General features: G+C 67.0%; 19 protein-coding genes and 3 pseudogenes. 10 read left to right on the top strand and 12 right to left on the bottom strand.

Annotated features, from left to right (window positions below; all coding sequences use genetic code 11):
• Nucleotides 1-83 precede the first annotated feature (83 nt).
• Together AVR91_RS07805 and AVR91_RS07800 are read right to left on the bottom strand one after the other, a co-directional pair.
• Nucleotides 84-689: a phosphatidylglycerol lysyltransferase domain-containing protein gene (locus tag AVR91_RS07805; protein WP_063273317.1), complete on the bottom strand. Its 606-nt coding sequence runs from the start codon at nt 687-689 to the stop codon at nt 84-86.
• Nucleotides 686-1,216, bottom strand: a complete 531-nt coding sequence (locus tag AVR91_RS07800; RefSeq protein ID WP_063273316.1) for an alpha/beta hydrolase — start codon at nt 1,214-1,216, stop codon at nt 686-688. Before AVR91_RS07800 ends, AVR91_RS07805 begins: the two co-directional genes overlap by 4 nt.
• A gap of 39 nt (nt 1,217-1,255) precedes the next feature.
• On the opposite strand from AVR91_RS07800, the pseudogene AVR91_RS07795 reads away from it, so the two are divergent.
• Together AVR91_RS07795 and AVR91_RS42725 are read left to right on the top strand one after the other, a co-directional pair.
• Nucleotides 1,256-2,124 (top strand): annotated as a pseudogene (locus tag AVR91_RS07795) (cation:proton antiporter domain-containing protein).
• Between the two features lie 57 nt (nt 2,125-2,181).
• Nucleotides 2,182-2,286, top strand: a pseudogene (locus AVR91_RS42725) (lytic polysaccharide monooxygenase); the annotation flags it as partial.
• 90 nt (nt 2,287-2,376) lie between these two features.
• Here the strand turns inward: AVR91_RS42725 and AVR91_RS07785 are convergent.
• Complete coding sequence (locus AVR91_RS07785; protein ID WP_076857277.1) at nt 2,377-3,396, bottom strand: alpha/beta hydrolase family protein; 1,020 nt, start codon at nt 3,394-3,396, stop codon at nt 2,377-2,379.
• A 62-nt stretch (nt 3,397-3,458) separates the two neighbouring features.
• Here AVR91_RS07785 and AVR91_RS07780 point away from each other — a divergent pair, with 62 nt between their 5' ends.
• On the top strand, nt 3,459-3,998 hold the full coding sequence (locus AVR91_RS07780; RefSeq protein WP_063273312.1) for a helix-turn-helix domain-containing protein: 540 nt from the start codon (nt 3,459-3,461) through the stop codon (nt 3,996-3,998).
• A 160-nt stretch (nt 3,999-4,158) separates the two neighbouring features.
• Complete coding sequence (locus AVR91_RS07775; protein WP_143253924.1) at nt 4,159-8,610, top strand: tetratricopeptide repeat protein; 4,452 nt, start codon at nt 4,159-4,161, stop codon at nt 8,608-8,610.
• A 186-nt stretch (nt 8,611-8,796) separates the two neighbouring features.
• Here AVR91_RS07775 and AVR91_RS44255 read toward each other — a convergent pair whose 3' ends face one another.
• From AVR91_RS44255 to AVR91_RS44250, 3 genes and pseudogenes are all read right to left on the bottom strand, one after another.
• Nucleotides 8,797-9,105 (bottom strand): glycosyl hydrolase family 18 protein, encoded by a 309-nt coding sequence (locus AVR91_RS44255; RefSeq protein ID WP_143253923.1) that lies wholly within the window; start codon nt 9,103-9,105, stop codon nt 8,797-8,799.
• A gap of 1 nt (nt 9,106) precedes the next feature.
• Nucleotides 9,107-9,418 (bottom strand): annotated as a pseudogene (locus AVR91_RS44495) (hypothetical protein); the annotation flags it as partial.
• A gap of 24 nt (nt 9,419-9,442) precedes the next feature.
• Nucleotides 9,443-9,571, bottom strand: a complete 129-nt coding sequence (locus tag AVR91_RS44250; RefSeq protein WP_267284101.1) for a hypothetical protein — start codon at nt 9,569-9,571, stop codon at nt 9,443-9,445.
• 50 nt (nt 9,572-9,621) lie between these two features.
• On the opposite strand from AVR91_RS44250, the gene AVR91_RS07760 reads away from it, so the two are divergent.
• Both AVR91_RS07760 and AVR91_RS07755 read left to right on the top strand, forming a co-directional pair.
• Nucleotides 9,622-10,065 carry an IclR family transcriptional regulator domain-containing protein gene (locus AVR91_RS07760; RefSeq protein WP_083737447.1) on the top strand — a complete coding sequence of 148 codons (444 nt, stop codon included), beginning with the start codon at nt 9,622-9,624 and terminating at the stop codon, nt 10,063-10,065.
• Between the two features lie 39 nt (nt 10,066-10,104).
• A complete protein-coding gene (locus AVR91_RS07755; protein ID WP_063271249.1) occupies nt 10,105-10,494 on the top strand; it encodes a hypothetical protein in 390 nt (129 codons plus the stop codon).
• Nucleotides 10,495-10,631: 137 nt separating this feature from the next.
• Here the strand turns inward: AVR91_RS07755 and AVR91_RS07750 are convergent, their stop codons facing one another.
• A complete protein-coding gene (locus tag AVR91_RS07750) occupies nt 10,632-11,132 on the bottom strand; it encodes a DUF6326 family protein (protein ID WP_063271250.1) in 501 nt (166 codons plus the stop codon).
• Between the two features lie 162 nt (nt 11,133-11,294).
• Here AVR91_RS07750 and AVR91_RS07745 point away from each other — a divergent pair, with 162 nt between their 5' ends.
• Both AVR91_RS07745 and AVR91_RS07740 read left to right on the top strand, forming a co-directional pair.
• The gene (locus tag AVR91_RS07745; RefSeq protein WP_063271251.1) at nt 11,295-12,431 is read left to right on the top strand and encodes a sensor histidine kinase; all 1,137 of its coding nucleotides are present in this window, start codon (nt 11,295-11,297) and stop codon (nt 12,429-12,431) included.
• Complete coding sequence (locus AVR91_RS07740) at nt 12,428-13,084, top strand: response regulator (protein WP_063271252.1); 657 nt, start codon at nt 12,428-12,430, stop codon at nt 13,082-13,084. Before AVR91_RS07745 ends, AVR91_RS07740 begins: the two co-directional genes overlap by 4 nt.
• Nucleotides 13,085-13,106: 22 nt before the next feature.
• Here AVR91_RS07740 and AVR91_RS07735 read toward each other — a convergent pair whose 3' ends face one another.
• Nucleotides 13,107-13,832, bottom strand: a complete 726-nt coding sequence (locus AVR91_RS07735; protein WP_063271253.1) for an SDR family NAD(P)-dependent oxidoreductase — start codon at nt 13,830-13,832, stop codon at nt 13,107-13,109.
• A 92-nt stretch (nt 13,833-13,924) separates the two neighbouring features.
• Between AVR91_RS07735 and AVR91_RS07730 the strand changes: the two genes are divergently transcribed.
• Nucleotides 13,925-14,479, top strand: a complete 555-nt coding sequence (locus tag AVR91_RS07730) for a MarR family winged helix-turn-helix transcriptional regulator (RefSeq protein ID WP_063271254.1) — start codon at nt 13,925-13,927, stop codon at nt 14,477-14,479.
• Between the two features lie 127 nt (nt 14,480-14,606).
• Here the strand turns inward: AVR91_RS07730 and AVR91_RS07725 are convergent, their stop codons facing one another.
• From AVR91_RS07725 to AVR91_RS07710, 4 genes are all read right to left on the bottom strand, one after another.
• Nucleotides 14,607-16,607: a hypothetical protein gene (locus tag AVR91_RS07725; protein WP_083737445.1), complete on the bottom strand. Its 2,001-nt coding sequence runs from the start codon at nt 16,605-16,607 to the stop codon at nt 14,607-14,609.
• Nucleotides 16,604-17,740, bottom strand: coding sequence for a 5'-methylthioadenosine/S-adenosylhomocysteine nucleosidase family protein (locus tag AVR91_RS07720; RefSeq protein WP_063271256.1), 1,137 nt, complete (start codon nt 17,738-17,740; stop codon nt 16,604-16,606). Before AVR91_RS07720 ends, AVR91_RS07725 begins: the two co-directional genes overlap by 4 nt.
• Nucleotides 17,737-18,468, bottom strand: a complete 732-nt coding sequence (locus tag AVR91_RS07715; protein WP_076857273.1) for an NUDIX hydrolase — start codon at nt 18,466-18,468, stop codon at nt 17,737-17,739. The genes AVR91_RS07720 and AVR91_RS07715 overlap by 4 nt, the downstream gene beginning before the upstream one ends.
• 260 nt (nt 18,469-18,728) lie before the next feature.
• Nucleotides 18,729-19,370 (bottom strand): hypothetical protein, encoded by a 642-nt coding sequence (locus AVR91_RS07710; RefSeq protein ID WP_228709151.1) that lies wholly within the window; start codon nt 19,368-19,370, stop codon nt 18,729-18,731.
• 171 nt (nt 19,371-19,541) lie between these two features.
• Here AVR91_RS07710 and AVR91_RS07705 point away from each other — a divergent pair, with 171 nt between their 5' ends.
• Entirely contained in the window at nt 19,542-20,156 is a 615-nt protein-coding gene (locus tag AVR91_RS07705; RefSeq protein ID WP_063271258.1) for an SMI1/KNR4 family protein, read from the top strand.
• The last annotated feature ends 237 nt before the right edge of the window (nt 20,157-20,393 follow it).

The following is a 20,393-nucleotide window of genomic DNA, read 5'->3' as shown; positions in this document are numbered from 1 at the left end:
AGTGCGCCGGTTGCAAACTATGTGACCTCGCTCGCCAACGGGACAGAAAGCGCGGAAACTGCCGCTCGATACGCCCGTCCGGCCTAGCGGCGGGTGACCACCTTGCCGATCAGCTGGAACGCCTGCCTGAACGTGATCTTCGGCAGATACGCCCTGGCGATGGCGTTGCCGACGCTCGGCAACGCCGCCACCCGCGGGTAGGCCAGGAGCGACCGGAATCCGTAGACGGGTTCCAGCGTCTTGCCGACGACGTCGAGCAGTCGTTGCGGGAGCACGGTCCGCTCGTCCCGGTCGAGCCGCGCGAGTGGTGCGCCCGACAGACTCAGGTACTCGGAGCCTTCATCGCGGCAGCGGACCCCGACGGCACCGACGGACGGGCCGACCTCGACCGCCGACAGCAGATCGGCGGACCACCATTCGTCGGCGCCCGAGCCGATGACGATCACCGCGGTCGCCGTCGTGCCCAGCAGCTGGGTGAGCAGGAAGACCGACATGGTCCGCACGGTCGACAGGTGCCGTTCGGCGAATCCGCACAGAACCGCGACGAGAACGGTGTTCCCGAAGTACTGGGCGAGCCCGGACCACAGGCTCCCGGTCGCGAGCCCGATCAGCCAGAGCAGCACCACCATGGCGGTGGTGAAGGGGACACCCAGCGCAATCCGGGCGAGTTTGCCGAACCATGCCTTCACTGCTTGACCAGTCCCATCCGGCCGGCCGGCCAAGCGAGTGAATCGCTCAGCCCGGCGGACCATGCTTGCCAGTTGTGCGCACCCGGCGTTTCCCGCCAGGTCACGTTGATCCCGTTGCGCTGAGCGGCTTCGAAGACGCGCTTCTGCTGCGGCAGGAAAACCGAGTCGGACCTGCCGACACTGACGACGCCCGCGGACCCGGGGTACCTGTGTGTGGTGAGCAGATCGACCGGGTTGAACCGGCGGAACGCTTGCTCGTCCCCGCCGAAGGCCTCTTCGACGGTTCTGGCCCGCGAGCCGAGGGTCGGTTCGTCTTGGCCGGAGATGTCCACAAAGGTCGGAAACACCGCCGGCTTGCGCAAGGCCAGCTGGAGTGCGCACGTTCCGCCATAGGAATAACCCGCTACGGCCCATTTCGAATTGTCCGGGTCGACTTGCAGGGTCTTCTTGATCCAGCCGGGGACATCCCTGGTCAAATAGGTCTCGCTGTGGCCGAGACGTGAATCGAGGCAGAGCGGGTTCGCCATCGGTCCGATGAAACCGGCTCAGAGATTCTGCTCGCCGGGGTGGTCGTGCCGATCGACTTCGCTCCCGCCGAACGGGTGGTGCGCGACCGTGGCCTGCCCTCGCGAGTGCGCAGTGTGCTCAACGTGGAAAGCGGCTACAACGACGGAATCATCTCTCCCTTGTTCCTCTTCGCGCTGATCCTCGCCCGTGATCGGACTCAGCAACGGACACCGCTGGACGCGCTGGGGACCGTGCTGCCGTTCGCGCTCAAAGCCCTGATAGTCGGCGTGCTGTTCGGCGCGGGACTGGCCTTGCTGCTGACCGCCGCCCACCGCGCACGCTGGCTCACCGAACAGTCCGGGCGCGTCGCTGTGCTGCTGGTGCCGTTCCTCACCTACACCGCCACCGTCGCGATAGACGGCAACGGTTTCGTCGCCTCCTTCGTCTGTGGTGTCACATTCCGCTACGTTCACCGGCTGGCCAAGGCCAGGCAGATCCATCGTTCCCCGGCGGGGCGCGACCTGGTGCGCGCCGGTGCGTTGGACGAGGACTTCCGTCTGCTGGAAGACTTCACCTCGCTGTTGACGATGACGCTGTGGTTCGTCGTGGGCGTCAGTGCCGTTCTGGCGTGGTCGCGTTGTTCTGCTTCGCGGCGATCACCGTGGTCCGCATCATCCCGGTCCATCTGTCCCTCGCCGGATCGGCGCTGACCCACCGCGAACGACTGCAGGTCGGGATACTCGGGCCACGCGGCACCACGTCGGTCGTCTTCGGGCTCCTCGCCTTCAATCGCCTCCCCGAGGGACCGGTCGCCGACACCATCCTGCTCATCACCGTCACCCTGGTCCTGGGCAGCGTGGTGCTGCACGGCATCGGCGCCGGCCCTACCGTGAAATGGCTGACGCCCGCGAAGCCGGCTCGTCGCTGAAACCGCGCACGATCACGTGTTCTTGTGACTTCAGCCTTTGATCTCCGTCCGGAGTCGTTCGGCGGGCGCACCGGCAGGCATTTGATCTACTCGATCTGGCAACGCCACTGGCCCGATTCCGGTGAGGCCTTCTGCTCCTGCTCGGACGTCATCTTCACCTGATCTCCGGGGTGCGACGAAGATCGGCGATGCGGGGTGAGGTCGTCTACGAGGAACAGCGCGCCGGGGAGACGGCGGCTTCACCTTCGCGGGCTAGGCTGGGACGCCGGCCGGGCCCCGCCGCCCTGGTGCGGCCGAAACGGTACGGAGCCAATCGGCGATGTCGGCGACGACTTCGGGGTCCACGTGGTGTGGATGTGCGTAGTCCTCGGGCATCGAGGGGCCGGTTCCGGGGAAGAACATGTGGTCGTCGGCGGCGTAAGTGCGGAAGGTGACATCCGGCCGGTGGGCCAGGCCGGTGCGCCATCCGGCGAGGTCGCCGTCGATGGTCAACTGGTAGTCGCGCTCGCCTTGCATGAAGAGCATGGGCAGATCCAGCGTCGAGGCGACCGCCACCGGATCGTAGGCGCGCATGTCCAGCCAATACCGTGCGGGCATTCCGAAGGGCAGGTTCGCGGCGGGTGTGGCGGGTGAAAGATCCGGGCTGTCCACCAGTTCGGCTTGTCCGGTGGCCACCTCGACGGTGGGCAGCAGGGCGGCGGTCGCCGGATCGATCTTCGTCAGGTGTTCGATGACGCGAACCATCGACCACTGCATCGGCACGGTGTCGCCGGCGAGAACGACCAGACCGGCCACCTTGGAACCGGTGGCGGCCACCCGGGGTGCGAACTTCCCGCCCATGCTGTGCCCGACCACGAAGACCTGATCATCGTCCACCGTCGGCCAGCCGCGCAGGATCTCGATTCCCGCGACGGCATGGGGGACGTATTCCCCGGTCGGGGTGAACTCCGGGGTGGCGGCGACCAGTTCGCGGTGCGCGTACGTGACCTTGTCGAACCGCAATACCGCCACACCTCGGCTGGCCAGCCCCCAGGCGATGTCCTTCAGGTTCTTGTTCGGCCCGGCCGTGCCGTCCCGATCGAACGGTCCGCCGCCGGCGAGCAGGACGGCCGCCGGGTGCGGGCCCTCGCCGTGAGGGACGGCGACTGTGCCAGGCACGGCGAAGGCGCCTGACCCCACGGTCACCGCGTGTTCGTCGAACAGGTCCGGGTCCGCGTACTCCGGCGCTTGCCACGTCTCGAGGTTCTCGTCGACCGATCCGTCCCGCGTCATGCTGTCCTCCACTCCACTGTTCTCAACTTTGAGAACAGTATCACGAATGAGAACATGGCTTCATGGATTCCCTGGAGCTGCTGGCGCACCCGGTGCGGCTGCGGATCGTGCATGCCTTGTCCGGCGGGCGGACACGCACGACCGCGCAGCTGTGCGCACACCTGCCCGACGTGTCGAAGGCGACTGTGTATCGACACGTCGACCTGCTCGCCAACGCGGGTGTTCTCGAGGTCGCCGCCGAGCACCGCGTGCGGGGGGCCGTGGAGCGGAGCTACCGCCTGCGGCCGGAGCGCGCGATCATCGACGCCGACGCGGTGGCCGCGGCGAAGCCCGAAGACCACCGCGATGTCTTCGCCTTGGCCATGGTCACGTTGCTCGCCGAATTCAACGCGTATCTCGACCGTGAGGACGCCGATCCGGCCGCCGATCTGGTCGGCTACCGGCAACACGCGGTGTGGCTCGATCGTGCGGAAGTGGGAAGCCTGATCGACGGTCTGCGTGCGGCGATCCTTCCGTACCTGCGCAATCCGGCCACCCCGGAGCGCGCCAGATATCTGTTGAGCCCGATCCTGTTCCCGGCCGGCGGTCAGGCCGAGACTTAGCGGCGCCGGAGGGCGGCGTCTCGTAACGCGCCGAAGCCTCCACCATGCCCTTTCGTGCGGTGATCATGGCCCGCAAAGCCGTCCTGCCGGTGTGGCACTGAAATCGATCACCGGGACAAGCTGTGCTGGTCCGGAAACGTGGCAGGCACAGGGGGAACACATGGGGGTTCGTTCAGGACGCCGGTTGCTCGCCGCGATCGTGGCGATGGCGACCGGGATCACTCTGGTCACCGCGCCGCCCGCGATCGCCGAGGCATCCCTCGTGGACACCGCGAAGCTGGCCGATGTGCTGCTCGCCGGTTACGTGCGCACCGTCGACGACACGAAGACCTACACCAAGCATCTGGTGGCGAGTGCGGAACTGCTCGATTGGCACGCCACCCATCCGGGTGCCGACCAGAAGACCCTGACCGAGCACTTCGAACTGGTTCAGGGCGCGATCCATGACGCCTTGCCGGAGCGGACGTCGCTCACCGAGGACCACGAGATCGCGGGTGCGGCGTTGTCGGTGCTGCACACGGTGAAGGACGCGGCCGTGCGCGGCCCCGAGGTGGGCAAACTGCTGGCGGCCCTGATCGCGCGCGACGTCGTGCCGCCGACCGGATCGGTCAGGGACCGGCTGGGCAGCGCGCTGCAGATCTCCTCCTGGCGGGCCGGATTGGAGTCGGCGCAGGCCTCCGTGTGGTCCGGTGTCGGGAAGACCGCGCGGGGCGACGCCAAGTTCACCGCGGCCTGGGACGAAGGCTTGGGCAAGGACATCGGCGTCAGCGCGAAGTCCACCGCGGTGCAGCTGAGCAACACCGCCGTGCTTCAGCACCATCTGAAGATCGAGCCGTTCCTCCAGGTGCAGACCAATCCGGACCAGCTCCGGATCGTGACCGACGAGGCCATGGCCAAGACCATCGAGAAGACGGTGGAGCAGCGCAACCTCTGGTTCAACGAACTCAAGAACGCGAAGCCGGAACCGACCAAGCCCAAGGAAGACCTCGAGGCGGAGCAAAAGGAACGCCAGAAGTGGATCGACGGGGCGAAGAGCGCTCTCGACGGCTACGCGTTCTTCCTCGGGGCGGTGGGCGATCCCGGGGCCGAGCGAGACCTCAAGGCGTTCGCCAGCGGCGCGCTCCAGGTGGCCACGGCGGTCAACGAGTGCATCACCGCCTTCAAGGCCATCGACGCGGTGTTCTCCATGGCGACGGTCGCGTTCACCGGCAACGTGCTCAGCGCCGTCAGCACGCTGGTGGGGCTGTTCGGCGCGGCCGGGCCGAGTGTCGAGGAGCTGATCCTCAAGGAGATCGAGGAGCTGCACAAGAAGCTCGACGAGCTCAAGGAGAACATGAACGAGCGCTTCGACGCCATCGACCGGCGGCTCAGCGCGATGTACACCGACATCGTCGGCCAGCTGAAGCGGCTCACCGGCGACGTGGCCACGGTGAAGGGCAACCTGATGGACGTGGCCGGTCAGCTCACCAGGATCGAAGACCGGATGGACAACATCGGGGTCAACGTCACCGCCGCGCTGGCCGGTCTGTACGCCGACGATGCCTGGAAGCAGGCCGACTCGAAGATCGACTACCTGCGCTACCATCCCGGCGACGAGTTCACCTACGACATGTACAAACAGGCGGAAGAGGAGTTCCACCCGGCGGGTGTCGATCTGCCGAAGGCCGAGGGTGCCTACGTACCGTCCGAACGAACGTCCACAGAGGATGGGTCGGTACTGCAGAACCTGCGCGATTTCGGGACTTTCGGGATGATCCGCTACCTGTCGCGCTACATGGTCCGGAAGGGCTGGAACGAAGGTGTGCCGGAGGTCGGTCCGACCGGCAACCCCGAAATGTGGAAGATCGGCGCGACCGCGTATACCCTGCTCTCCGCGCAGAACCCGAACTGGGCGGCCAAACCCGGCGTGAATCCCCCAGGGCAACCGGGTAATCGCTGGGAACGGCCCGGCCACGTCATCGGGCAGGGGAGAGCGATCCTCGAAGCCGCGAAGACCTTCAGTACGCCGAAGCCGGACGGCGGTATCAACACGCTGTTCTCCAGTCTGCTCGGCGAGTACGGCACCGCGCTCAACGGGCTCGTCAACGAGGCGCAGGACCGCGAGCATGACGTCACGAAGAGCGCCTACAACCTGTGGGGTGGGCCGACGCAGGCCGCGCTCATCGAGCGCAGCGGCCTGGACGGCGGCCCGAAGGTGATGAAGTGCAATTCGGGCAACCTCGACGAGTACATCGAGGTTCCGGAGAAGATGAAGGGGCGGCTCCTGGGCCCGGCCCAGATGCTGGCCAGGAACGTGCACGTGGACCCACCCAAGTACGGTGTCTGCTGGTACTCGGGGTTCGTCGACGAGCGTGTGACCGAGCGGACGGGTCTGTGCGAGGCCGACCCGAGGCCGCAGCCTTGTACCGAAAAGTGGACCTACGGCGATCTGGAGGTCCACTTCGCCCAGGACTTGAAATGGTCCGACAAGCCCGCGGAACCCAGCCGGTGGGGCACCGCCACGGTCAAGAAGGACATGCAACTCGAGTACTGCAAGGACATCCACAACGGTCCCGCCTTCTGCACCAAGCGGCCGAACCCGTTCGAGGAAGTCGTGAAGGGCTGGAAGACCGGTCTGTACCAAGCCTTCGACACGAACGTGCGGATCGGCGAGCGGGCCGAGACCGAACAGGACGCGGTCGACCGGATGACCACGTTCCTGCAGCAGGCCAGGACGAACTACTACCTCGACAACGCGAACTACCTCAAAACCGCGAACCGGGCCGCGATCCTCAACCTGCGGGCCATGCTGTTGCGCACGTACACCGAACTCGGGCTGCCGCAATCGCTGAAATCGGATATGACGCTGCGCGGTCTGCTCTACGGCGCGTTCGGTGTCTTCACCAACTCCGCGGACGAAGTCGTGCCGAACCAGCTGTCGCGGATCTACGAGACGGCCGCGTCGAATCTGGCACACGGAATCCCCGCCTGGAAACAGGAGTTGCTATCCGAACGGGACGCGCCGTGCGCCAAGCCCGAGGGCGTCCGGACCGAGGACCCTTTGCTTGCCTGCCTTGCCGAGGACGGCAGGGGCAGGCTGGCGAAACTGACCGAGCGCTACGCCGCGGCGTTCAAGGGCCGCAAGGACAGATCGGACGAGGCCTTGCCGGATGTCCGTGACCAGGTGCGGAACCTGTGGCTGGTCACGAAGACAATTCATCCCACGGCCGAGGTGGGCCCGCCGGTCGACCCCATTCCCGCGAAGATCGCGGTCGACGCCGACTACGACGGAGACCGCAAGGAGGACGCCGCCTTCTGGCGGCCGGAGGACGGCACCTGGACCGTGCGGCCGTCCACCGGCGGGCCTGAGCGGACGACGAACCTCGGGCGCACCGGAGACCTGCCGGTCCCCGCGGACTACGACGGCGACGGGAAGGCCGATCCCGCGGTGGTGCGGCCGTCGGAGAACCGGTTCCTGAGGAAGGCGATCGCCGGTGGACCGGTGACCACGACCGAGTGGCCGAAACCCGGGTACCGGCCCAGTCCTGGCGAACGCGCGGGCATGGTCACCCTCGCCGGCCGCCTGAGCAGGCTCGCGGTGCAGTTCTCCCGAGAGAGCAAGGCCACCGACGCGGTGAACACGCAGCGCCAGGCGGTGACCCTGTGGCGCTCGCTGGCGGATTCCGGTGCCGACCTGGCCCGCGCGCTGGTCGTCCTCGGCTCGTTCCTCACCAATGCGGGCGGGCATGACGAAGCGATCGGCGTGACCAAGGACGGTGTCGCCCGGTTCCGCGCTCTCGGCGACAAATCGGGGTTGGCGTGGGCGTTGAACAATCTGGGCTACCGGTATTCGGCCGCCGGTAAGGCGTCGGACGCGGTGGTGGCGCAGCGGGAGAGCCGCGATCTCTACCGGGACCTCGCGACGGCGGATCCCGGGCAACGCCGGGCTTTGGCCTTGGCTCACGTCGTCCTGGGGTCGTTCGCGCAGCAGGCGGGTCTGCACGAGGAGGCGATCCAGGCCGCCCGTGACGGCGTGGCCGTCTATCGGGAACTCGGGGACTGGGCCGGTCTGGCGTGGGCGTTGAACAACCTGGGCTACCGGTATTCGGCGGCGGGCAAGGCGTCGGACGCGGTGGTGGCGCAGCGGGAGAGCCGCGATCTCTACCGGGTCCTGGCGGCGGCGGATCCGGCGCAGAAGCCGTTGCTGGGTTCCGCGTACGTCATCCTGGGGTCGTTCGCCCAGCAGGCGGGGCTGCACGAGGAGGCGATCCAGGCCGCCCGTGACGGTGTCGCCGTCTATCGGGAACTCGGGGACAAACCGGGACTGGCCTGGGCACTGAACAATCTCGCGTTCCGGTTCTCCGCGGCGGGCGAACCCGCCGACGCGGCGGTCGCGCAGAAGGAAGTGAGAGAGATCTACCAGGCACTTCTCGACGGCGGCGGTGCGTACCGCCCGCAGCTGGCCGATGCGGCCCTCCAGCTGGCGAAATTCCTCATCGCCGCCGGCCGGAACGAGGAGGCGAAACAGCCCGCTCAGCAGGCGGTGGACCTGTACGAGCAGCTCGCCGCGGCCGATCCCGCGTACGCGCCACGTTTGAAGGAGGCAAGGGAGGTGCGGGCCCGGCTCGGCTGAGCGGTTCGGATGGTTGTGCGTTGGCCAGACTGGGTCCGGCCAACGCACGTTCCTCGAGCGGAGGGGAAACCGTGACCGGGGGGGGGGGAGTGTGGCCGAACCTCATGCCCTGTGTTGGGTTGTGTGGGCCATGAAGGTGAAACGTCGTGCGCCGGTGAGGACGATTCCTCAACGCCGGCCGTTGCATCAGGACCGGAGCCAGGGCCCGGTCATCGTGGTGAGAAGACCGTGCTGCGGATCGTCGGCCCCCAACTCCCACATCATCATGCCCGCCAGGCGGTGGCGTTTCGCGAACAGTGAGCGGGCCTGAATGGACCACGGGTTCTCGTAGCTCACCCAGATCTTCTTTCCCGGGTTCCAGAGGTACGGCGAGCGCACGATCGGGCCCCAGCCCTTGCGGAATCCGGGGTCCCCGGCCCACTCCGGGCCCATGAGGACCTTGTAGTCGAGGAACCGCCCGGCCGTAGAAGGGAACGCCGAGGACGATCTTCTCACGCGGGACACCGTGGTCGGTCATGTACTTCAGCGCGCCGACGTTGTTGTTGTACTCGTCGTTCGGATCACCGGGCCGCTTGACCAGCGGGTCGGTGAAGCAGGAGAACTTCGAGTAGCCCGTGCAGAAGTCGTAGGTCATCAGGTTGAAGATGTCGACGAGCCTGCCGACTTCACGCAGGTCGAAACTGTTGGACGCGTCGCAGGGCGCGCCCCCGGTCCCGGGTCCGTCGTCTTGGACACGGCCCGCGGGGTTATCCGCGGACAGCTTCATGGCGCGGCCGGGCCTGCCGTGTTCGCGGGCATAGCGCTGCAATTGTGCCCGGAATTTCTTGAGCAGCTAGGTGAAGTTCGCGCGGTCGGCCGGCGAGTTGCCGATACTGGGCAGCCCTCCGGAGACCGGGAACTCCCAGTCGACGTCGAATCCGTCGACCAGCCCGGCAGGGAATGCGCTCAGCCATTTGTCCACAAAGGACTTGACGAAGGCGCGCCGGGAGTCCGCGGTCGCGGCGCCGGGGGCTGTGGGAACGCGCGTTGCCGATCCTGTACGAACTGCAGCCCGGCACCGGAGAGACCATCCACCTGGCCGCCGCCGATGGCCGGGAACTGGTGCTCCTCGAGCGACTCGACACCACGCATTCCCTGCGCGTGTTCCTGCCGCTGGGCTACCGCATCCCGCTCGACGCCTCCGCCCGGCGCACCATCGTCGATCCGGACGCGCTGCGTGCCAGGCTGGCGGGAATTCGGGCCCGTGGCCGGTATCTCAACCAGGAACGCCTCAGTGACGGCATCGTCGCCGTCGGCGCGGCGATCCTGGACGCGGACGCCCCCCCCCCCCCGATCGGTGCCGTATCCGTGTCCGGCCCGACCGTGCGGATGGTCGATGCGGTGTTCGACGAACACGGCCGCGCCGTCGCGGAGGCGGCGCACCGGATCACTCGGGAACTCGGCGCCGCCCTGTGATCCGCGGCGAGGATCTGCCCTGCGCTTGGTGAGCGGGGTTTGCGACAGAACAGCGAAGTCGAGCGGGTGGCCCTCGATGCGGCCATGAAGGTGTGGAGTGGCTTCCCGTCCGGTCATCGCGAGTCCTTCGCCTTCGAAACCGGCTACTCGAACAATTATCGAGCGGACTACAAATCCAACCCGGACTGGCTTGCCGCGCTCGGCTGGTTCGACTTCCAGATCAGCGGTGTCGTCACGCCGACCAGCGACGGCGGTTACGACATCACCTATCAGGTGAGCATCTACGACTACTACAACTGGGAATCGACCGGCTGGCGCCCGTGGCGGCAGGCATCCGATCTGAATGATCTGCATCGCGCCGGGTGGGCGCAGAATTTCGACGTCATCGGAAGGTCCAGTCCGCGAACCTTCCATGTCCCACCCTCGTGATTCCGGGTGGATGAGGCACCGGCGCCTCGCTACCGCGTTGGGTCGGCCGTCGGGCTGTCGTTGCCCGGCAGGGATGTGTCTGGTTGATCGGTACTGGCTGGTGTGCTGGACAGCGGTCATGTGTTTCTCGATGAGCTTTATCTGGTCGCGGCGCTGTGTGACTTGGTTTCGTCCGTCAGATGCGACCGCAGCGCGCTTTCCGTCGCCGATGGCGTGGTGCGCGGCCAGGTCCAGGCGTACCGCAGGATGCAGACGAGAAGGATCACCTCCAGGGCGACGCCAAGGCCGTAGAAGTACGTCCAGGACCCGCCCACCACGTTGAATGCCGCGTAGGGGATCTGTACCGAGGCCACGATGAGGTTCGTGACGCGGTTCGCCCTGGCTGGCAGCGTCATCGACAGCACGATCATGAAGATCGGGATCGCCATGAGCGTGAGGAAGAGGACATACAACGGCTGGCTGATGTCGAACTCGAAGACGACGCCCGCCAGGATGTCCGTGACGACGCCGGGTTTGAAGAAGGCGAGAATGTCCACGTAGGCGTACAGGAACATGACGCCTGTCCACGCCGCGGTGAGCTTGGCCTTCACCGGGATCCGCGGGTCTTCCAAAGTGGTGGTGGGTTGACGTGTTCTCATCGTGGGCTCCGTTGTCGTGGTGAGGATCGGTGGGCCAACGATCGCCGAGCCCGGCGGCGCGCACATCGTCGTCGAGGCCGGACCCGTCCCGGCCGTGGGGATGAGCGGCGTCTCGTTCTTTCGGTCGGTCCCTGGCGCCTAGGCGGTCCCTAGGCTGGGTGCGTGACCACCAACGTTCTGCGCTCGCTGTGGGCCGAGCCGCGCGCCACGGACGCTCCCGGACGGATGCCGCGCGACTGGGTGCTGGTCGGGGCGTTGATGGTGGCGGCGCTGCTCGAGGGAGCCCTCCGGGACGACGTCACCTGGCGGCCGTTCGCGACGATCGTGGCGGTCGGACTCGCGCCGGTGCTGCTGTTGCGGCGTACCCACCCGTTGGCCTGTGTCGTGGTGGCCTTCGGCGCCGCGATGGCGTTGGGACTGGCGAGCCTGCTGGGCCCGAGCGTGGGTCTCGACACGATGATCTACGTCCTGTTGCTCGTCTACGCGCTGGTCCGCTGGGGCTCGGGGCGCGAGATCGTGATCGGGCTGGCGGTGGTGGCGGTCGCCGCGGGAATCGGCATGGTCCCCGACCACGTCGGGCCGACCGAGGTCTTCGGCGGGTTCGCCATCCTCGCGGCGGCAGCGGCGGGGGGAGCGGCGTTCCGCTACCGCGCCGAAAGCCGGCGCCGGGAGCTGGACCAGATCCGCGGCCAGGAGCGGGTCGGTCTCGCGCGCGAGTTGCACGACATCGTCGCCCACCACGTCTCGGCGATCGCCGTGCAGGCGCAGGCGGGCCGGGCGATGGCCGGGCTGCGACCTGAGGCGGCACTCGAAGTGCTGGCGACGATCGAAGGGGAAGCGTCGCGGACGCTCGCGGAGATGCGGGCGATGGTCCGCGTGCTGCGTGACGGAGCGCCGGCAGGGTACGGCCCGCAGCCCGGCGTCGCCGACCTGGTGTCCCTCGCCAGACGCACCCCGGTCCCGGTCATCGACGTGGAGTTGCCGGAAGGCCTGGACGAACTTCCGCCCCAGATCGACGCGGCGGTCTACCGGCTGGCGCAAGAGGCGCTGACCAACGCCCTGCGGCACGCCCGCGACGCCTCGCGGGTGCAGATCCGGGTCGTCGAGGGCGCGGGAACGTTGCGACTACGCGTGACCGACGACGGACGGATAGATCCGGCACGGTCGGTGAACCACGGGTTCGGGCTGCTGGGGATGACCGAGCGGGTGCATCTGCTCGGCGGCACGCTGCGCGCCGGACCGGCGCCCGAGGGCGGGTGGACGGTCGACGCCGAACTGCCGACTAGGGTACGCCGATGACGGTGCGCGTGCTGGTGGCAGACGACCAGGATCTGGTGCGCACCGGCCTGTCGATGATCCTCGCCGCGCAGCCCGGGATCGAGGTCGTCGGCCAGGCCGCCGACGGCCACGCCGCCGTCGAGCTGGCGCATCGGCTCCGTCCCGACGTGTGCCTGGTCGACATCCAGATGCCCGGCCTCGACGGCATCGAGGTGACCAAGCTCCTCGCCGGGCGGGGCGTCCCGGACCCGATCGCGGTCGTCGTGATCACGACTTTCGACCTCGACGAGTACGTCCACGGCGCGCTCCGGGCCGGCGCCCGGGGCTTTCTGCTCAAGGACGCCGGGACGGACCTGCTCGTCCAGGCCGTCCATGCCGCCGCCGTCGGCGATGCCCTGATCGCGCCGAACATCACCCGGCGGCTGCTGGCGACGCTCGCCGCCAGGGAACCCTCGAGCCGGCGGATCCAACCGATCGAGCCGCTCACCGACCGCGAGGAGGAGGTGCTGACGCTGGTCGCCCGCGGCCGCACGAACGCCGAAATCGCCGCCGAGCTCTTCATCGGCCTGACGACCGCCAAGACCCACGTCGCCAGCCTGCTGACCAAAATCGGCGCCCGGAACCGGGTCGAGATCGCGATGTGGGCGTACGACACCGGCCGGGTGGGGGACTGAAGGGGTCCCGCCTGCGCCGTCCTTATCTGGTCGGGTGGGCGCCGCCGTTGACACCGAAAGTCTGCCCGGTGATGTGCCGGGCGCCGGCGGAAGCGAGGAAGTACACCGTTTCGGCGATGTCGGCGGGAATCCCGGCGCGGCCGGTGCTGGTCGCGTCGACCAACTGCTCGGCCCGCTCGGCGGGGAGCTTGTCCCGGAAGAACTCGGTCTCGCGGATGTAGCCCGGCGAAACCACGTTCGCGGTGATCTTGCGGGCCCCGAGCTGCTTGGCAAGGTCGACGTTCCACGACGCGAGTCCTGCCTTGGCCGCGCCGTACGATCCGGCGCCCTGGTCCGCAGCGATGGACCCGATGTGGATCACCGATCCGCCTTCGACCAGCTTGTCCTGGACAGCGGTGGTGGTCAGCACCGCGCTGATCAGATTGGCGTCCAGGTTGGCCCGCCAGTGCGCGAGGACCCCGGCGAGCCCGTCCTGCTCGGGGAGGTCGAAGTCGGTGTTGCCGCCCGCGTTGTTGACCAGTACGTCGATCGGCCCGTCCAGCGCGTCCAGCGCGGCGGTCACCTGTTCGGGATCGGTGCTGTCGCAGACGAGCGGCCGGGCCGACGGGCCGAGGTCGGCCGCCGCCGAGACCAGTACGTCCTTGCGACGGCCGGTGATGTACACGACGGCGTCGGACGCCGCGAATCTCGCCGCCACGGCCCTGCCGATGCCGGTACCTCCGCCGGTGACCAGGATCGTCCGGGTCATCTAGCCTCCTTCGTGTTCGCCGGGCCACTCACGTTTAGGGCTAAATGATAGGCTGTCCGTCGTGCAGCCGACAACCGCGGTGGAGGTCTGGGATGAGTGCAGCGTCCGAAATGGACCCCACGCCGGACGCCGCGGACGAGATCGAGGCGGCATGGCAGCGCGAACGGCCCGGCACGTCGACCGAGTCGATCGGCATCGTGACCCGGGTGTGGCAGCTGGCGAAGCTGTTCGGTGAGGACCGGCGCCGCGTCCTGCTGGACTCCGACGTCGATTCGGCCACGCTGGACCTGCTCAGCGTGCTTCGGCGCAGCTCACCGCCCTACTCGCTGACGACCAGGGAGCTGGCGAGGCTGACCCTGGTCACTGCGGGGGCGATCTCGCAGCGGGTGGCCCGCGCGGAACGCGAGGGGCTGGTCGAGCGGCACACCGAACCACACGGCCGCAGCGTGCACGTGACACTGACCCCGGCCGGGCACGCCTTGGTGGAGCAGACGGTCGATCGGGTGCTGGAGCGGGAACTCGACCTGATCTCCGGGCTGAGCGAGGAGCAGCGCGCCCAGCTCTCCTCACTGCTACGGGTCCTCCTCGGCGAGGTCCAGGGCCGATGCGACGATCACGGTGTTTCGCATGTCGGTTCGGCGCTCTGAACCCCGCCGGGTGCGGAGCAGGGCAATCGGGTGAAATGCCGGACGACCCGCTGCGGCAGAACTGGGCGATCTCGGCCTGGATCTCGGTCACCACCCGGGTCTTCTGACCCGCCGTGGCTTTCGGCCATTAGCGCTCGACGGGTTCGGGGCGATTGAGCTCGTCCGCGAGCCCTTCGAGAGGCTTGGTGAGGTATGGGTCGCGTTCGATCCATCGTTTTCCTTCGGCGGCGATGCCTTCCAGGATGTGCAGGGTGTGGGTGAACCCGGTGACGTCGAGGTTCATCTGTGCGACCACGTCCGGGCTTTCATCGGGGGTGGTCTGGTCGCTGGTGGGGTCGGTGATGTGGATGCCGCGGGGTTCGCCGTTCATGAGGGTGAGTTCGAGGTCGCAGCTGAGGTCGGTCGGCGTCGCGACGTAGACCGAGGAGACGGCGTCGAAGCGGAAGTTGTTGCGTTCGATGTCGGTGAGGGCCATGTGTTCGAAGTCGATCGAGGTGCCCAACTCGCGCACGCCGTCGAGGGTGATGAGGAAAAGGCGGATGTCGTACTTCGCGTATCGTCGTGGGCCACCGCGGACTCGCGCGTGTTTGCTGTTCTTAACCGGTGTCTGAAGGACTGCGTGAGTGAGTACGTCGCGCCAAGCGAGGCGGTAGTGGTGCAGTGCCCGTTCGACGACGATCGTCTTGTCGGCAGTCAGCCAGGTCTCCATTTCGGTTTCCGATGGCCGGACCGCGTCCAGCTTGTCTTTCCAGCGCTGGTACTCGTCCTCGCGTGCTTTGTGTACCCTCTCGCGTTCGAGCAGGTCTTCCGCACCTCGTCGGCGTTCGCCGATGATGTCCGACCAGCCGTGGAGTGCGTAGGCCGTTCCGAAGAGCATGGCGAGAGTCGCGGCCACGGTGGCCAGGAGTTCGGTTTCGAGCGCTGCTGAGACGGTGTAGGAGACGAGGCCGAGAAAGGCCATTGTGGACAGTGTGCAGATGACCTTCACGGAGAGGGTGACCTGGTACCTTTCGCGGTACTCGAACAGTTCACCCTTGTGCCACTTGTCGCGCACATCTCGCGCGAGGAAGCGGACGAGCCACTTGACCCGGCCGGCGGGGACCCTGCTTTCGCGGTAGAGATCGACGATTTCGTTGCGCAGCCACGATCGAATACCGGCGGTTGTCTTCGTCCAGTGCGTCCGATCCATGCCCTTGGGCGGGTACCGATTGAAGTAGTACTCGAATTGCCGGGTCACGCCGGCGGCAAAGCCCTGGTCCGAGGTTTCTGTGGTTCCGTTCCGGCCCGCGTATCGCCGTTCGTGCTCGGCGAGGCGTCCGCTGAGGTAGTGCCACTGGAGTCCACTCCGGATCGCGAAGCACGCTAGGGCGAGCGCGGCCAGATACGCCACTATCGGCAGCGGCTGTGCGGTCAGGATGACCGCTTTGGCCAGGTAGCCGGCTCCGAGGGCTGCCGCTATTGTGGCGAATCCGGTTCGGACGCGATCGCGTGTCGTGCTCGTGGCGGGTGTCGGCTGTCGGGTTCTCGGGCGGATCGGGGACGGCTCGAAGTAGGCCCAGACACGGTTCTGCCGGTCGTGGCTTGTGCGTGTTTCTTTCGCGTGCCGACGGATGTCCGCCCAGAACCGGTCTTTCAGGCCGCCGGTGAGTACCAGGTCCAGGTGGTGGATGACCTGCCCGCGTTGCGGTGACGGCAAGTCGGCCAGCTGCGTGAGCGCGTGCTCGGGATCTTTGTCGGTGCCGATGAGGTAGTCGAGCAGATCGTATATTGCCGAGAGCGAGCGCGCCCACTTGCTGCCTGAGAGGTCGTCGCACCAGTGCACTTCGGATGCCAGGCGCTGCCGTTCGTCCGGGGTGAGATCGCGATAGGAGCGTTTGCTGAGCATCGCGAGTACCCAGTGGAACCTGACTTCGGCGTTGTCGTATCCGTGGGCGCGTGCTTCGTCGATAAGTTCGCGAGCACGGGACGGGACGCCGTCCCGCAGATACGCGATGCCGACCTTGTACTTTTCCTCGGGTGGAGCGTCGGGTAGGACTTGATAGACCGTCGAGTTGTGGATTTCGTCGGCCTGCATCCCGACCGTCGAGCCGGCTTCAGCTGTGAACGTGGATTGAGTCGGCGGGATCACAAGAGCCCCTTCGCCACCGCCACGAGCGCGGCGATTTTCGCCGCGGGACCGGCGAGCTCCGAGATCAGCCCGCCGAGCCGCTTGAGTGCCAACACAAAGGTCTTCCTGCCCTCCGGCGTGTCGGACGCGATCGCCTTGTCAGCTATGTCGAGCTGGCAACGAACATCTTCGTAGGTGTCGTCGTCGAGCTGTCCGCGCGAGTGCTCTCGTTCGAGGTCGCGGCGCAGGCGCGACAACTCGGTCGCGAAATCCGGGGCGCCCTCGGAACGGGAGGAGACGTTCTGCACGACGGTGCTGCCGGTGATGGTCCCGGCCTGCATCCCGACCGTCCCGGTCCCACTGATGTGGACAGTGCGCGGCCCGCCCGAAGCGTTCGAGTTCCGCATGGTGACGTGTTCCCCTTCTTTGAGTAGCTCGGTGGCGAGGTGGGTCGCGAACGCCGCGGCGTTCGCGGCGGCCCGTGGTTGCCAGTTCCGGTCTGCGGCGGAGTTCTTCGTTCCGTCGGCCTGGTCGCTGATGCCGCGCACGATTGCGACGTGGGCGCCGTTGAGGTGGCCGGCCTGCGCGACGCCCGCGGCTTCCATCTCGATCGCGAGCGCGTCGTTGAAGTGGTCGCGAATCCATCGCGCCTCGGCGGAAATGGTCGAGTTCTGCACGATCTCACCGGCGGCGATGAGGCCGAAATGAGCGTTCGTGCCGTCGGGGACGTCTCGCGTCCAGTCACGGATGCGTGCGACATGCTGCGCGATCTGGGCCACCTCGTGCGAGGTTTCCCACGTCCTGGGGCGGGCTTTGAGACCATCGTCCTCGCTCGTGCCGCCGTGGTAGGCGTAGACGTGAGTCGCGAAGACGACGTCACCGAGCGGGGTGCCCCACAGAGCACCGGCGACACCGACGAACATAAGGGCGTCCGGGGAGAAGTGTGAGATGGCGCGTTCGGCCAGTACTGCGGCCGAGTGGTTGCCCTTGCCGGTGAGAGCGAGTGCGACGCGACAGGATGTACCGCGAACGGTGCCGACCTCGAAACGGGTACCGCGATCGTGCCGGTGCGGTCGCAGGTTCTCGAGCCGGTTCCGGACCGCCTCGTATTCGGGATTCAAGGCGGTCAGCATCACCACGAGGTCGTCGGTCATGGGTTCCCCTCTCGTGTTGTCGTCGTGGCGGGTCGTACCAGTGGCGGGTGAAGTGTCGTGCAATCACCGGCCTTGAACAGCCGGGCGGGGCGGCCTTTGCCGGTGCGGCGTTGGTCGCCGGCGGGCACGATGAAACCGGCGACGGCCTGGACCTTCCGGTAGAAGTTCCGCAGATCGAGCGGGCAGCCCCACACGGCCTCGTAGACCTGCTGTAGTTCGTTGATGGTGAAGGTCTCTTGGCAGAAAGCCGTTGCCAGCGCCGAGTGTTCGAGTTTCGTTCGCGCTCGCTCCAGGCCGTCATCGAGGATCTCGTCGTGGTCGAACGCCAGCCGAACCCGCCCGCGTAGGATGTCCGGCACCGGCGTCCACGCCGCACGCGCGGCGTCAGTGCCTGCCAGTGGTTCCGGTAGACCGGGAGCGATGGCCAAGTAGGCCACCGAGATCACGCGGCCGCGGGGATCTCGGTCTGGTGTTCCATAGGCACCCAGCTGCTCCAAATGTAGTTGCGACGCATCAAGATTTGCCTCCTCCCGTAGCTCGCGACGGGCCGCGGCGAGTACGTCCTCCCGGTCACTGGCCAAGAATCCGCCCGGTAGCGCCCATGCGTCCTGGAAAGGCTCGATGCCCCGTTCGACGAGCAGCACGTGAAGCACCGCCTCCCGCAGGGTGAAGATCACCAGGTCCACGGCCAGCAGTACCGGCGGGGGAGTCCAGTCGTCGTCAGGCATGTCCTGACCGTACTTACTGTCAGATAGACAGTAAAGATGGCGTTCGGGTGGTCTGTGATCGGGAGCGTGTCGAAAGGCTCCTATGACCGGCGTTCGTATCCGCCGGTTTGTTCTTCCAACTGTCCTCAATAGCCGCCGCCTCGGATGTTGGTCATCCCGTACCGGTCGCGGCGCTGCTGCGATGCTCGCGCAGGGTTACTGAGAATTCCGGATGTATGCCGACGGCGTTGGGTGTCGGCGCGAGTCGTCGCGCGAGGACTTCACGCGTTCCCGGCGGGCGGTTTGGCGGGTGTCGGGAGGTCCAATGCGCGTGCGAGGGCCCCGATGACCGGGACGGCGGAATGGTTCGCCAGGTTCCTCTCGGCCCAGCCGACTGCCAGCGCGAGGAAACCTGCGAGGTCATGCTCGGCCCCAGCGAGGAGGTTTCGAAGATCGGTAACGGGCAACTCGATCACCGGGCTCGCGCTCTGTTCGGCGTCAACGGTCAACCGGACGGTATCGCCGCAGCGTTCGGCGCGCGGATCTGGATCGTGCCCGAACCAGACCTGGCCGTTGTCCTCGAGGACGTGGTGCCACTCGCGCCAGTCCTCCAGGCCGTTGCAGCAGCCCGGCATGAACGCCACGCCCGTGGCACTGTCAGTCACCCGCAATCCGCCAGCCGCGAAGAGGGTGTCAAAGGTGAGCAAGCCGTGCAGGAACGACCCGAGCGGGTCGGCGGGGCGGGGCGGGCGGACGCCGTCCTCAGGGTCGATGTCATTGCAGGCGGCGATGCACATCACCGCCGTACCGACCTCGCGGGACGTGAGCTCTCCGCTGAGCGGGATATACCCGAACGATTCGACCTCGGCGACAGGCCAGAGGGCAAAGCCACCTGTCGCGTGGGCCTCCAGGACGGGCTGCATCGTGATCACCCAGGGAGTATCGCGCAACCTCCTCTGGTCTTGCCTCCTAATTATGTTGTGCGCCAAGCTTTCTGGCCTGTCCGAACTGACATCGGTGAGGTGTGTCCGGAAGACCGGGCGCACCTCACCTGCGCCGAGCCCGAACGCACGACGACGAGAAGGTGGGTATTCGTGACCGCACCGGTGAACCAGTTGTGGCAGCAGATCATGAACCTGCTGCGCGAACACGCCCCCGCCGCCGCCCGCGAGATCCGGCTTCCCGGCCCTGCAGACGATATCCGGGAGCTTCAGCGCCTCGTCGGACTCACACTCCCGGATGATCTCGTCGGCTGGTGGACGCTCATGGATGGCATCGTCGATCGCTACGACCAGCGAGCTGGGGATCTGGTGCCGCCGGCGTTCGTCCCCCTCGCGGTTCGACGAGTTCGCGAGGAATACCAGCGGTTGTCGGAGTCCACCGCGACGGATCCGACATGCTGCGGTCCAGGTCAGATGCACCAGAGCCAAGCAGGTGATGACGGAGGCCCCTTCTGCACTGCGCTCGTCCCCATCTGCCGTGACATCACGGGTACCACACTGTGCGTGGACCTACGCCCAGGCACCGACCACGGCATGATCATGATGATGGCGCCCGGGGACGGGTTCAGCGCGACCCACTGGGGCAGCGTAACCGAGATGCTCGGCGAAATCGCCGAACGACTGGACGCCTACGCCAGCCAAGCCGAACTGCCCAACGGCGAAAAGCACCCCGTGGTCAACGACGAGGGCATGCTCCAATGGCCGTAAGGCGTCCGAGTCGCGTGGGCCGTGACCTCCGCAACGGTTATCCGCTGCTCCGGTAGAGGCCAGGTCGCTGCTCGAGGCCGTGGAGAAGGAACAGTCCTCGTGAGCGACCGGGTTTCATCCCGCGGTGACGACATAGTTGAAGCCCTGACCCCACGGAATGTGGGGCCAGCCTCGATCGCGCGGGGAGAACACAATCGAGAACGACAGCTCGGCGTTCGCGTCCGCCTTCACTTTCAA

The sequence above is a fragment of the Amycolatopsis keratiniphila subsp. keratiniphila genome (assembly GCF_001620365.2).
Classification (GTDB): Bacteria; Actinomycetota; Actinomycetes; order Mycobacteriales; family Pseudonocardiaceae; genus Amycolatopsis; species Amycolatopsis keratiniphila.
The sequence above is the reverse complement of the archived record's forward strand: the minus strand, read 5'-3'. Positions and strand labels throughout refer to the sequence as shown.